The 12,567-nt window shown below is 34.0% G+C and carries 13 protein-coding genes, 1 tRNA gene and 1 riboswitch; of the genes, 9 read left to right on the top strand and 5 right to left on the bottom strand.

All coding sequences use genetic code 11. The features are described from left to right. Positions 1 to 146 precede the first annotated feature (146 nt). Together F0460_RS00205 and F0460_RS00210 are read left to right on the top strand one after the other, a co-directional pair. Complete coding sequence (locus tag F0460_RS00205) at positions 147 to 719, top strand: hypothetical protein (RefSeq protein ID WP_150009306.1); 573 nt, start codon at positions 147 to 149, stop codon at positions 717 to 719. Further along, positions 697 to 1,257 (top strand): hypothetical protein, encoded by a 561-nt coding sequence (locus F0460_RS00210; protein ID WP_150009307.1) that lies wholly within the window; start codon positions 697 to 699, stop codon positions 1,255 to 1,257. The genes F0460_RS00205 and F0460_RS00210 overlap by 23 nt, the downstream gene beginning before the upstream one ends. 1 nt (position 1,258) lies before the next feature. Here F0460_RS00210 and F0460_RS00215 read toward each other — a convergent pair whose 3' ends face one another. Continuing rightward, the gene (locus F0460_RS00215) at positions 1,259 to 1,732 is read right to left on the bottom strand and encodes a hypothetical protein (protein ID WP_150009308.1); all 474 of its coding nucleotides are present in this window, start codon (positions 1,730 to 1,732) and stop codon (positions 1,259 to 1,261) included. A gap of 34 nt (positions 1,733 to 1,766) precedes the next feature. Continuing rightward, complete coding sequence (cls, locus tag F0460_RS00220; protein ID WP_150009309.1) at positions 1,767 to 3,233, bottom strand: cardiolipin synthase; 1,467 nt, start codon at positions 3,231 to 3,233, stop codon at positions 1,767 to 1,769. A gap of 105 nt (positions 3,234 to 3,338) precedes the next feature. Here cls and pth point away from each other — a divergent pair, with 105 nt between their 5' ends. The 6 genes from pth (at position 3,339) to F0460_RS00250 (ending at position 7,883) form a co-directional block, all read left to right on the top strand. Further along, positions 3,339 to 3,905: an aminoacyl-tRNA hydrolase gene (pth, locus tag F0460_RS00225; RefSeq protein WP_150009310.1), complete on the top strand. Its 567-nt coding sequence runs from the start codon at positions 3,339 to 3,341 to the stop codon at positions 3,903 to 3,905. A gap of 4 nt (positions 3,906 to 3,909) precedes the next feature. Beyond that, complete coding sequence (locus F0460_RS00230) at positions 3,910 to 4,434, top strand: hypothetical protein (protein WP_150009311.1); 525 nt, start codon at positions 3,910 to 3,912, stop codon at positions 4,432 to 4,434. Positions 4,435 to 4,480: 46 nt separating this feature from the next. Further along, positions 4,481 to 4,909, top strand: coding sequence for an energy transducer TonB (locus F0460_RS00235; protein ID WP_150009312.1), 429 nt, complete (start codon positions 4,481 to 4,483; stop codon positions 4,907 to 4,909). A 6-nt stretch (positions 4,910 to 4,915) separates the two neighbouring features. Continuing rightward, positions 4,916 to 5,113: riboswitch (cobalamin riboswitch) on the top strand. A gap of 98 nt (positions 5,114 to 5,211) precedes the next feature. Then, on the top strand, positions 5,212 to 6,171 hold the full coding sequence (locus F0460_RS00240) for a T9SS type A sorting domain-containing protein (RefSeq protein ID WP_150009313.1): 960 nt from the start codon (positions 5,212 to 5,214) through the stop codon (positions 6,169 to 6,171). An 86-nt stretch (positions 6,172 to 6,257) separates the two neighbouring features. Next, on the top strand, positions 6,258 to 7,751 hold the full coding sequence (locus F0460_RS00245; protein ID WP_150009314.1) for a carboxypeptidase-like regulatory domain-containing protein: 1,494 nt from the start codon (positions 6,258 to 6,260) through the stop codon (positions 7,749 to 7,751). A 45-nt stretch (positions 7,752 to 7,796) separates the two neighbouring features. Further along, positions 7,797 to 7,883, top strand: a tRNA-Ser gene (locus tag F0460_RS00250). Positions 7,884 to 7,921: 38 nt separating this feature from the next. Here the strand turns inward: F0460_RS00250 and F0460_RS00255 are convergent. From F0460_RS00255 to F0460_RS00265, 3 genes are all read right to left on the bottom strand, one after another. Next, positions 7,922 to 8,638, bottom strand: a complete 717-nt coding sequence (locus tag F0460_RS00255) for a hypothetical protein (RefSeq protein WP_150009315.1) — start codon at positions 8,636 to 8,638, stop codon at positions 7,922 to 7,924. Between the two features lie 129 nt (positions 8,639 to 8,767). Beyond that, complete coding sequence (gene aspS / locus F0460_RS00260; RefSeq protein ID WP_150009316.1) at positions 8,768 to 10,522, bottom strand: aspartate--tRNA ligase; 1,755 nt, start codon at positions 10,520 to 10,522, stop codon at positions 8,768 to 8,770. A gap of 110 nt (positions 10,523 to 10,632) precedes the next feature. Next, positions 10,633 to 10,887, bottom strand: coding sequence for a hypothetical protein (locus F0460_RS00265; protein ID WP_150009317.1), 255 nt, complete (start codon positions 10,885 to 10,887; stop codon positions 10,633 to 10,635). Positions 10,888 to 11,261: 374 nt separating this feature from the next. Between F0460_RS00265 and brnQ the strand changes: the two genes are divergently transcribed. Then, positions 11,262 to 12,557: a branched-chain amino acid transport system II carrier protein gene (gene brnQ, locus F0460_RS00270; RefSeq protein ID WP_150009318.1), complete on the top strand. Its 1,296-nt coding sequence runs from the start codon at positions 11,262 to 11,264 to the stop codon at positions 12,555 to 12,557. The last annotated feature ends 10 nt before the right edge of the window (positions 12,558 to 12,567 follow it).

Below are 12,567 nucleotides of genomic sequence, written 5' to 3' on the forward strand. Positions count from 1 at the left end.
TTTTTCTATTTATATAAAGTGATTAATGCAGCTAATTTTAGCTGCATTAGTTTTTAATTATCAGACCTCACAGGTTTTTAAAACCTGTGAGGTCTTGACAGAAATAAAGGAGTTTTTTAATTTTTGTATCTTTGAAAGAAAACAGCATGAGATTTTTTTTGTTTTTGATGCTTTTTCCGTTAATGGGCTTCTCGCAAGAATCGTTCAGCTACAAAACCCATAAGCAGCAGTTTTTTAACCTGCGTCCGGGAACCGATAAAACATTTTACTACATAAAAATGGATAAGCAGGAAATTGTATCCAACACCTTATTTGTGATCGATGAAACAACGCAAAAACTAACGATTCCCGAAAACGGCTATTACGAAATTTCGGCATCGTTCCATTTTAATCCAAACACAAGTGTCATAAAGTTTAACAGAGGCGGAGTGAATTTTGGCGTTGTTCAAATTGCAGAAGGGGTAGAGCAGTATGTGGCGGCAACAAGGAAATCGTTCGATCAGAAAAATCAGGATGAGTTTTCGAGGATTGAAGTGTATGCAACCATAGTTTATCTGCAAAAAGATGCGGTTGTAGCACCTGCTATTAGCGCCGGTTTGTTGGGAAATGTGCTGTTAAGTTGCGAAATTGGCTGTAACCGTAAAAACAAGAACTGTACGTCGTTTTCTATGAACATAAAATTAATCAGCGATCAAGATGGATTTCAAAGATATTATTAAGGTTCTAATTTTGTTGGTTGGATTTGGCGGATCTGCACAAGAAAAATCGTTTTATATTCGAAGCATCCGAAGTATTCATTTGGAAAATACACCGTCAGTTATGCAGCAGTTAAAGTTTGAACCGGTTGATGTAGTTTACAATAAAATCACACAGTTTTTAAACGATAAAATAACCATTTCGTCATCGGGCACGTTTGAAGTTTCAGCCTTTGCAAACATCAATCCGGGCGTAATGGGCAGTTCGTCTAAAGACAGTATCCACATGGAGTTGTATCTGATTAAAAATCCGCAGTCACCAACCGAAGAAATTCTTGGTAAAACCGAATTTCGATTCAGTTTTGGGAATTTTGATGTTGCCGCCGGACTTTTAATTGCACCAATCGAAGTTCAATTGCAAAAAAATGATGAAATTTCACTCTGGGTTAAAATTCTTCCGACATCGAATATCGATATCAATAAAAGTCCGAAATACGATCATGTAACCAAACCAACCGGAATGCAGCAGATTGCAGGAATGCGGATTGAAAAACTTTTGTGATTTAAACTAATGATATTGCCTTCGTATCTAGAACGTCGGCAAGTTTATTTACAGCTCTTTTTGATAAAATATAGAAGAATAAGCCTATAAAGGCAAATCTAATAAATGCAAATTGCAAGAGACATAGAAATAAAATACTTAAAGATATTCCTTCAGTTGCAGAAATTCCAATTAAAGCTATCAATGGAAATAATAGAATAATTGAAAATAAATATTTAAAAGGCTTGTTAATGTAGATGTCGACTTCACCTTTTTGATTTTTAATTTCACCATCAAGAACGCAGAATGCCCCAATTCCTCTTTCAGAGGAAATAACCTTAAAATCATTTACATTAATTATTCCTATAAAAGATTTATCTGTAGTTTTTGATATAAGGCTATCTGAATTATAGGTTCTTCTTTTTAGTCTTTCAATAGATTTATCATCTGTATCAATCAGAGAAAAAGTGTATTTTTTTGTTGGGAAGAAATTCATCAAGGGATTAATTTAAAATATTGGTAAAAATATTTTACAACAAAGGCGCCAACAATCTGCAGATTGATGCAAATGCTTTGTAATACCACTTCTCGTTTTTCCATAAATCTGCTGTGAAAAATTTGCTTACCAAAGTATCTTTTTCAAACTGCTCGGTTAATTGTTGGGCAATGTTTTCATCTAAAACAACTGCCGAAAGTTCAAAATTTATCAAAAAACTTCTCGAGTCTAAATTGGTGGTTCCAATGTAGCTCAATAATCCGTCAATGCAGATTGTTTTTGCATGCATAAATCCTTTTTCGTACAAAAAAACATTCATTCCGCGTTCCATAAATGGTTTTAAGAATGATAACGATGCTGCCTGAACAACCGAAGAATCGCCTTTCGATGGAAGCATCAGCGAAACAGCGACACCTTTTGAAACAGCGATCAGCAAAGCAGTTTTAAAAGAATCTGTCGGAATAAAATAAGGCGTACACAACTGAATGCTTTTTTGTGCTGCCGAAATACTCAAAATCATCGATTCCATAACATACGGCGGCGTATTTCCGGGCGATGAAAAAGCAAAAGTCATTGGTAATTTCTTTTCAAAAACTGTTTGCATTTCCGGCAGATAGTTATAATTCAATGTAAACGAATTTGCCGATATACTTTGCCAGTGCAACCAAAACTGTGCCTGTAACATTTTGGTGGCATCGCCATGAATTCTAATCGCCGTATCGCGCCAATACAAGTTGAATTTATTAGGATTGATGTATTTGTCCGATACATTAATACCGCCAACATAACCGATAAATCCATCAATAATAATAATTTTTCTATGGTTGCGGTAATTGCTGTTTGCGAGTGATGAAAAACGCACGGGCAGGAAAATTTCAAACTGAATGCCTAAATTTTCATAATATGCTTTGCGTTTTGCAAAAGGCGATGATCCAAAATCATCAATAATCAAACGGACTTCAATGCCTTGTTTTGCTTTATCAATCAAAATGGCTAAAATCTGCGATCCAATTTCATCTTCATCAAAAATGTAATATTCAATATGAATGTGGTGTTTTGCTTTTTTAAGATCTTCCAGCAACAAAGCAAATTTTTCTTCGCCATTAATTAAAAGTTCCACGCTGTTGTTTGATGTAGGAATTGATGTTTGTGTATGCGCCAGATATTCAAAAACATCGTTTAAATGATCGTCGTATGTTTCGGTAAGCTTAATTTCGTTGCTTATAAAAGGTTTTAAATCGTTCCAACGTTCTTCTAATTTAACTTTGTAGCGGTTGTCTAACTTTTTAAAATATTTTTCTTTTTGAAATTTCTGTCCGAAAAAATAATACAAACCAACTCCAAAAAAGGGTAGGAACACAATAACCATTAACCAGGCAATGGTTTTTTCGGGCTTGCCGTTTTCAACTAAAATGGTAATAAAAGCGGTGGTATTTATCAGCGTTAAAGGAATCCAATACCATTCTTTTACAAATTCCCAAATTATTTGTACGTGATCCATAAATTGCGTTGTTTTGTTCTAAATTACCCATTAGTTAATACATTTGCAATGAATTTTTTAACAAAGTGGTTTACAAAGCCGCGCGCGCAAGCAAACACAGACATTATGACTAAATATTTAATTGTTGGATTAGGAAACATTGGAGCCGAATATGTAAACACGCGCCACAATATTGGCTTTAAAGCGGTTGATTTTATGGCGAATGAAGCTGGTGCAACTTTTGAAACAGTGAAATTGGGATCGTTAACCCAGATAAAAGTAAAAAACAAAGTATTACTTCTTTTAAAACCAAATACTTACATGAATTTATCGGGTAAGGCTGTACAATATTGGATGGATAAAGAAAAAATTGCCAAAGAAAACATTTTAATTATTACAGATGATTTAAATTTACCTTTCGGATCGATCCGAATTAAACCAAAAGGATCAGACGGCGGACATAATGGTTTGAAGAATATCCAGCTGATTTTAAATAGTTCAGAATATCCGCGTTTGCGTTTCGGAATATCAGACGAGTTTAAAAAAGGGCAACAAGTTGATTATGTTTTGGGCGATTGGAGCGATGAAGAAACTACGGCTTTAAAAGAACGTTTAAACATGGTTTCCAAAGCGGTAAAAGAATTTGCTTTGGCTGGTTTAAACAATGCAATGAATAATTATAACGGTAAATAAATATATGAAAAAAATGATTGCGCTATTGGCTTTCTCGGCTGTAGCAATAAGCTGTTCAACCACAAAAGGTGTTGAATCTACCAATTGGTTAGGCAAAAAGGTAACAATGGTTTCTGTTGCACCAGAAAACGGAAAAGTAACAGCTACCCGCGAGTCTGAAAAGGCTTTAAACTTAAACGGTTTTGAACAATTGTATCCGCAAACAATCTATAATCCTGAAACGGTTTTAGTGCAGTACAGTTTCGACAGAAACAAGGCTAAAGAAAATTATGCTGACGATTTTTACAAAGAAGAATTGTTCTTGGAAATTCCTGCAAAAGCATTTAAAAAAGAATATAAAGATACCGCTTTGCAAGATGTAAAACTGGTTTATGGAAAACATTGCTACTGTAAAGGCGAAGCAGGTTACTACAAAATAACACAAGGAACTTTGAAGGTAGATCATTCTGATAAACAGACAAAAATAAAATTGTCGTTTAAAGCACCTTCAACTTCGTTAATCGAAAATGTGGAGTTTGTTGTAGAATAAGTTCTAAAGATGTCTAAAAAGGCATCTTTTTTAGTATATTTAATTTATGAAAAAAATTGTTACACTCTTTATAATTGGATTTTCCTGGGCAGGATTTTCTCAAAATATTCCTACTCCAGATGTAAAAGGCGTTGATGAATCACGTGCGAGTAATTCGGCAAACGACAGCATTTTAAATGGAAATGCATCAGATTATATCACACTTACGGGCAAAAGCATACACCACTTTGTTGCCGAAAATTATAGTTTCCCAGACGAAGCTGTCGAAAATGAAATTAGCGGAACCATTTCTGTTAATTTCGTAGTTGAAAAAGACGGAACGGTGCAAGAAGCAACTATTTACAAAGGAGTTTGCAGAGAATGCGATTTAGAAGCTATTCGCGTTGTAAGAAAATTACGGTTAAAACCTATCTTGATTGATGGAAAACCAGAACGTATCCGCTTTCGTATTCCCATTCGTTTAGCATTAGAATAAATTTTGTACCTTCGTGCCGATTTTGGTAGAACATTCGTCATGTTCTTTAAAAGGGAATCAAGTAAGATATCATCGAATCTTGAGCTGTACCCGCAACTGTATGCTACCATACTTATTGTAAATTAAAAACGTCACTGGATTTTTTTCTGGGAAGACCTACAATAAGATGCAAGCCAGGAGACCTGCCTGATCATTTTTTAACTTTCGGGAATAAAAGTGTTAGGGAAATCTTCTTAAAAAATCTTTTCATAACAATATATTCCTATAAAGTTTCGGGAACAAAACTTTAAATTTTCTATATTATGAAAAGAATTACTTTGTTATTCTTACTGTTTTTTACGCAGATTATTTTTGCACAAACTTCTTATCCGCCGCAGGCAGGTGTTGCAGGAACCACCGCCATTCATAAAGATTCAACTGCTTATGTTGCATGGGCTACTGGAATTACTGTTGAAAGAGGCTACATGAATATTGCAAACCCAAGTTTGGGAGTTGTTTCTATAGGAAATCCAAACGATGCTTTGGGCGCGCCAACGGGACCTATTGTAAGTTTGGGCGATAAAGGTACAGCAGTACTTACTTTTGCTAAACCTATTTACGATGGCCCTGGATTCGACTTTGCGGTTTTTGAAAATGGAGGAACTTCTTTTCTTGAACTGGCAGTTGTTGAGGTAAGTTCAGACGGAATTAACTTTTTTGGTTTTCCAACGCACAGTTTAACACAAACGGCTACACAGGTTGGTTCATTCGGAACTCCATTAGCAGAGAATCTAAACAACATTGCAGGAAAATATGCCGGAACTTACGGCACTCCGTTCGATTTAAGTGAAATTACCGCAAACCCTTTATTAGATAAACAGAATATTACACACGTTAAAGTAATTGATGTTGTTGGAACAATAGATCCGCAATACGGAACGTTAGATAGTTTTGGTAATTTAATAAACGATTCATATCCAACGCCGTTTGCTTCTGGGGGATTCGATTTACAGGCAGTAGGTGTAATCAACGAAAAAGTAGCAAGTTCTAATCCATCTCATAATACTATTCAGGCAAGCGTTTATCCAAACCCAGCGTCAGATATATTAAATATTCAAACAGCCGAAACTATTACAAATGTGATAGCTTATAATATTGCAGGGCAAAAAGTACTACAGGCAAGCACACAAACACTTAATGTTTCTGCATTAAAAGCAGGTGTTTATATTTTAAAAGTTGAAACTTTAAAAGGTTCGGCTACATTAAAATTCGTAAAAAAATAAGATCGATTTGAGTTAATCTTTCTAAAAAAGCTATCTTAGAATATTCTAAGGTAGTTTTTTGTTTTTAAGAAGTTAAGTTTTTAATTATGAGGCATTTTTACATATTGATATTTTGTTTTTTAAGTGTATTTACAAACGCACAAACAATTAAAGGAGTTGTTGTAAGTGCAGAAAACGGCAAGCCTGTAGAAGCAGCGTCGGTTTTTTTAGATAATACAACTATATCAACCGAAACTGATGCCAAAGGAAATTTCCAAATAAATATTCTGGCAAACAATAAAAACCAATTGGTTGTAAGTGCTTTTGGATACGAATATTTCCTTGTGTCGAACCCCGATGCAACTACTGATTTAAAGATCCGACTGAAACCCGAAGAAACCATTTTAGATGAGCTGGTGATCGATAAAAATGTTTTTACACGAAAGCAGATGCTCAAAGCTTTTAAGCACTTTTTCATAGGAAATACCAAAAATGCCAAACGAACAAAAATTTTAAACGAGAATGATTTAGTTTTTTATTTCGATACAAAAACCAATCAGTTATTCGCACATTCAGATAAACCGATCATTATCAGCAATGAAAATCTGGGATATACCATAAAATTTCACTTAGAATCATTTCAGGTACAGTTCAATTATCAAACGTTAGATCCTAAAAATTACATGAACAGTAATTATTTTGGATATTCTTTGTTCAATGAAAATGGAACACCTAATAGAAAGACAATAGCTAACCGAGCAGAAACCTTTAACAATTCAAGCGTTGCTTTTTTTAGTGATTTAATTACTGAAAATCTTGAAAATTCTGATTATATGCTTGCAGTTAATGGTTTGGGCGTTAATGTAGAAGAATATTTTAAAGTAGAACCTGAAAGCGATGGTTATAAACTTTGTATAATAAAAATGCCTACTCGTAAAAGACCCGATTCATCAGGTGTAGTTATAAAAGGCGGTAATCTAAATTCCAAATTGAAAAAGGATACTACCGAAATCGAAGTGCCGTTTGTAGTTTTCAACAGAGAAACTAAAGAGCAATCTCAATTGTATTTTCAACAAAAATGTGTTCTTGTCCAAAAAGGCGGACATTTACTAAACCCGAATGATGTATATTTTAGCGGATTTTTTGCCGACTTAAAAACTGCAGATATGTTACCTGTGGATTTTATTGCAGAGAAAAAAGCTATAGTACCTAAAAAGGTTAAGAATATTTTAGATGATAAAGAATATGTTGCGTTTGAAACTGCCGCCGCTGCTTTTTATGGATCTAACGAATATATGGAGTACAGTGTGATTAAAAGGCAATTCACTGCTTTGCTGAAAGAAGAAAATGAAACACTTTCAAACAACGATTTTGAAACTTGGATTAAAGAAAATATAAGCAAAACAAAGTTTGAAACAACAGAACAAGCCATAACAATGTATAATAAGAGAAATACATTACACGATGCTATTAAAGAACGCGAAGAAAATTTTGTTAAAAAAGAAAAGGAATTTAGTGAAAAGTATGGCAATCAGTTTAATGACATCTTCTATAAAAACGTAGTCTCAAAAATATTAAAGCAAGGATTTAAAAAGCCTTAAAACTTTTTTCAAGATCAACTTTACTGTAAATTTACGATCCTAAACAGAGAGGTGTCCGAGTGGTTGAAGGAGCAAGCCTGGAAAGTTTGTATGTGGGTAACTGCATCGAGGGTTCGAATCCCTTTCTCTCTGCAAATAAATCCTTCAGTTGTGAGGGATTTTGTTTTTAACTATTTGCTGAATAAATTTTTATAAGAATCTTCAAAGGTATCATATTGATCCATAGATTTTAAGATGTTTAATTCTGGATTTTTTGACTCGCTTAAATATTTCATCATCATATCATATTTAAAAGATTTTAATTTTAAGTCAAACAATTGATAATCTACAGGGAAATCATAAATTGATTTTCCTTTAATTGCTTTATATATTTCATCAAACATTTTCAAAAATAAACTAGTTATGTCTACAATATCTTTAACGAGTATATCAGTGCCATCTTTCCTTTTTCTATCAATATGTGAATAATGCTGGTCACGGATTTTTTTAATTTCAACTAATTTGTTATAATCTATTTTTTTATGAATTTCTCTAATTTTAGTAATACTAAATTGTTTAGCATTTAGAATTTTCTCTTTACCACTTATTCTGGTAGCTAATTTTAAGACATCATAATCCGAAATTTCTCTATCTTTCCTACGTTTATTATCAAATTGCTTTGAATCAATAACGCTTGAAATATTAGTTCCTAAATACTCGATTAGAATATTATCTATAAATATAGATTCTCTAAAAGACAATTGTGAACTATTGAGTTTTGATCTAATGAAGTTTGCGTCTTTTTGATTTGCTTCAATATTTTTAATTATTGTAATAAAATCAATAGATAAAGCGGTAAGCGTTTTCATTGCATTATCGACATAAATTTTTAAATCTATATTGTTCATAATGTTTGTTTTTATATTGAATTTATTGGCTGTATTTTTTATTAAATTGTAAAATACAATATTATCTCTTAAATCAAAAACGTCCATTGAAATTAATCAATGGACGTTTTTATATTTAGAACTTAAAAACTATGCCTTTACATTCAGCATAATTGATAATTCATCTAATTGAGCGTTATCAATAGTTGCAGGTGCATCAATCATAACATCTCTGCCCGAATTGTTTTTAGGGAATGCAATAAAATCGCGAATGGTTTCTTGTCCGCCTAAAATCGCTGTTAAACGATCCAATCCAAAAGCCAAACCGCCATGTGGTGGTGCGCCAAACTGGAAAGCATTCATTAAAAAGCCAAATTGCTCTTGTGCTTGTTCTGTAGTAAAACCTAAATGTTTAAACATTAAAGCCTGCATGTCTTTGTCGTGAATACGGATCGATCCACCGCCAATTTCATTACCGTTTAATACCAAATCGTAAGCGTTTGCACGAACTTTACCCGGATCGGTATCTAACAAGTGCATATCTTCTGGTTTTGGTGATGTAAACGGATGGTGCATTGCATGAAAACGTTCCGAATCTTCGTCCCATTCCAACAACGGAAAATCGACAACCCATAAAGGGGCAAATTCGTTTGGTTTACGAAAGCCCATTCGGTTTCCTAATTCCATACGCAATGCCGATAACTGGCTGCGTGTTTTGTTTGCAGCTCCCGATAATACCAAAATTAAATCGCCTTCTTTAGCTCCGGTAACTTCAGCCCATTTCGCTAAATCTTCCTGATCGTAAAATTTATCTACCGATGATTTGTACTGATTGTTTGCTTCGCATTTTACATACACCATTCCTAATGCACCAACCTGCGGACGTTTCACCCAGTCAATCAACGCATCAATTTCTTTGCGAGTATATGATGCAGCTCCCGGAACGGCAATTCCAACTACTAATTCTGCCGAATTGAAAACAGGGAATTCTTTGTGTTGTGCAACAGCGTTCAATTCGCCAAACTTCATTCCGAAACGAATATCCGGTTTGTCGTTACCGTATGTTTTCATCGCTTCATCAAACGTCATACGTGGGAATTTTTCTATTTCTATGTTGTGAATGTTCTTTAATAAATGACGCGTTAATCCTTCAAAAACATTTAAAATATCTTCTTGTTCGATAAACGACATTTCACAATCGATCTGTGTAAATTCAGGCTGACGGTCGGCACGTAAATCTTCATCACGGAAACATTTCACAATTTGAAAATATTTATCCATTCCACCCACCATCAACAATTGTTTGAATGTTTGTGGTGATTGTGGCAAAGCGTAAAACTGACCCGGATTCATACGTGAAGGTACAACGAAATCGCGTGCACCTTCTGGTGTAGATTTTATTAAATAAGGCGTTTCAACCTCGCAGAAATCTAAATTCGATAAGTAATTACGAACCTCTTGTGTTACTTTATGGCGGAACAACAAGCTGTTTTTAACCGGATTACGACGAATATCCAAATAACGGTATTTCATACGAATGTCTTCACCACCGTCGGTTTCGTCTTCAATGGTAAAAGGCGGAAGCTGCGATTCGTTTAAAACCTTAAATTCCTTCACCAAAACTTCAATTTCACCAGTCGGGATATTTGCGTTTTTAGATTCACGCTCAATCACCGTTCCTTTAACCTGAATAACAAACTCACGACCTAACGATTTTGCAAGCTGCATAACGGTTTCTTCGGTGCGTGATTCATCAAAAATTAACTGGGTAATTCCGTAACGGTCGCGTAAATCAACCCAAATCATAAAACCTTTATCACGAGATTTTTGAACCCATCCCGCAAGCGTAATTTCTTTATTTACATCGGCTAAACGTAGTTCGCCGCAATTGTGACTTCTGTACATTTTTCTAAAAAAAAATTGTTTGTGCAAATGTAAATAAATTTGTTCGAACAGCTTGCTTAATTGCAATTCCAATTTAAATGTAAAAAACCAATTCTAAACTGTGTGGCTTTTTATGAGAGCGAATCATTGATTGCTTTATTGTGAATTTCACAAATAGCTTCTACAACTTCTATACTTTCAGGCGAATTTTCAGGATATTTCGAGGTGTATTCGTTTTTAAATTTTTCAAATTCAGGACTTGTAATAAATTTATGAAGTAATTCATTTTTTTCTGAAAATGATTCAATACCAGACAGACCTTTTATTCTCCTTTGAACAGGTGCAAACATTTCGTCAAATTTTTGATGGATTTCATTTTTAATCATAATTATACATTTTTTTATATTTAATTAAAGGTATTGATTAAATATTTACATAAAAAGATACATTCCATTTCAAAAAAAATAAGATTTACTAGAAATCTCGCATTCTTTACTTATAAGATTTTTCACTTACAACAATACTTTGCGGGTTTCCTTGTAATATTCTACAACGCTTGATGTTATATTAAATTGCTTAATATCACAAATTGTTATAATACAGATGGTTATGATTTACATTCGGAAGAAAGTAATAATTGTTTAAAAAGAACAAAACGTTTTATTTCTATTAAAAAATTGTGTTTTATGATAGAATACTTAAGGTTTTGTTAAAAAAAATGATTATGTTTGATAAAAAATGAAAATTAATTTAAAAATTCATGGATATAAGAAAACGTAAAACCATTCTTTTTTTAGGAATGGCATTATTTGCTATGTTTTTTGGTGCAGGAAATTTACTGTTACCTGCCTATTTAGGTTTGCAAACCCGTACAGATTGGACGGCTACGTTTGCAGGTTTTTCGTTAACCGCTATTTTAGCTCCCGTTTTGGCAATTTTTGCAGTAGCCGTTTCGGGTAATTATTTTACCGATTTAGGTTCGCGTGCCAACGTAAAACTGGCTTATATTTTATCAACAATAAACGTTTTATGTATTGGTCCGCTAATTGCCTTGCCTCGTTCGGGCGCATCGGTTTTTGAAGTTGCCATTAAGCCGATAATCCCAGATGCACAGCCGGTTTGGGTGTGTGTATTGTTTTTTGGAGCTGTAATGGGTGCGTCGTTTTCTTTAAATAGAATTACCGGAATTTTAGGAAAAATTTTCGCTCCGATTTTGCTTTTCTTCCTAGCCTTGTTAATTGTCCCGGGTTTGTTTATGGGATCGACTGTAAACATTGATCCAACAATTATTGAAGACCGTTTTTACGTTGGTTTTCAAGAAGGCTATCAGACAATGGATGTTTTGGCAGGATTAATTTTCGCAGTTTTATTGATAGCAGGTGCCAATCGTAAAAGTTATACGCATGTAAAAGATAAAATTGAAGTGGTTGTAAAATCGGCAATATTGGCAGCGATCTGTATGTTGTTGGTTTACGGCGGTTTGTTTTATCTGGGTGCACATGCTACAGTTGATGCTGCAAACACTACAAGGTCTTCTTTATTGATCTACCTTGCCACACAGTATTTTGGATCGAACGGAGTTTATTTAATATCGATCTTAATGATTTTGGCGTGTATCACAACAGCAATTGCATTAACCGCAGGTTCTGCAAACTTTTTTGAACGATTGACCAAAGGCAAACTAGGATATATCGAAGGTGTAATATCAATAACGCTTGTATCAACCTTATTAGCAATTACAGGGGTTGATGGTATTATTGAATATGCTGCTGCTTTGTTAAACTTTATTTATCCGGTAACTTTAGTGCTTATACTTTCGGTTCTGTTATTCGGAAGAACCATCCAAAATCAGAAACCTTATTTTATAACGTTGATTGTAACCATGGTTATATCGTCTTTACGAGTGCTTGCAGGTTGGTTTCCTAATGAAGAAACTTTCACACAACTTTTAAATATGATGCCTTTTGCTCGATTTAATTTGGAATGGGTAATACCTGCAATACTTACATTTGTAATAACTTGTTTTGCTTTAGGTAGAAATTTGAATAGGAAGTAGATTGCTCAAG

The sequence above is a fragment of the Paenimyroides baculatum genome, assembly GCF_008629655.1.
GTDB lineage: Bacteria > Bacteroidota > Bacteroidia > Flavobacteriales > Flavobacteriaceae > Flavobacterium > Flavobacterium baculatum.

Coding starts and splice junctions, on each gene's coding strand:
- F0460_RS00240 (WP_150009313.1), top strand. CDS start 5,212: ATGAAAAGAATTACTTTGTTATTCTTACTGTTTTTTACGCAGATTATT.
- F0460_RS00210 (WP_150009307.1), top strand. CDS start 697: ATGGATTTCAAAGATATTATTAAGGTTCTAATTTTGTTGGTTGGATTT.
- cls (WP_150009309.1), bottom strand. CDS start 3,233: ATGGATCACGTACAAATAATTTGGGAATTTGTAAAAGAATGGTATTGG.
- F0460_RS00265 (WP_150009317.1), bottom strand. CDS start 10,887: ATGATTAAAAATGAAATCCATCAAAAATTTGACGAAATGTTTGCACCT.
- F0460_RS00235 (WP_150009312.1), top strand. CDS start 4,481: ATGAAAAAAATTGTTACACTCTTTATAATTGGATTTTCCTGGGCAGGA.
- F0460_RS00245 (WP_150009314.1), top strand. CDS start 6,258: ATGAGGCATTTTTACATATTGATATTTTGTTTTTTAAGTGTATTTACA.
- F0460_RS00255 (WP_150009315.1), bottom strand. CDS start 8,638: ATGAACAATATAGATTTAAAAATTTATGTCGATAATGCAATGAAAACG.
- pth (WP_150009310.1), top strand. CDS start 3,339: ATGACTAAATATTTAATTGTTGGATTAGGAAACATTGGAGCCGAATAT.
- F0460_RS00215 (WP_150009308.1), bottom strand. CDS start 1,732: ATGAATTTCTTCCCAACAAAAAAATACACTTTTTCTCTGATTGATACA.
- F0460_RS00205 (WP_150009306.1), top strand. CDS start 147: ATGAGATTTTTTTTGTTTTTGATGCTTTTTCCGTTAATGGGCTTCTCG.
- F0460_RS00230 (WP_150009311.1), top strand. CDS start 3,910: ATGAAAAAAATGATTGCGCTATTGGCTTTCTCGGCTGTAGCAATAAGC.
- brnQ (WP_150009318.1), top strand. CDS start 11,262: ATGGATATAAGAAAACGTAAAACCATTCTTTTTTTAGGAATGGCATTA.
- aspS (WP_150009316.1), bottom strand. CDS start 10,522: ATGTACAGAAGTCACAATTGCGGCGAACTACGTTTAGCCGATGTAAAT.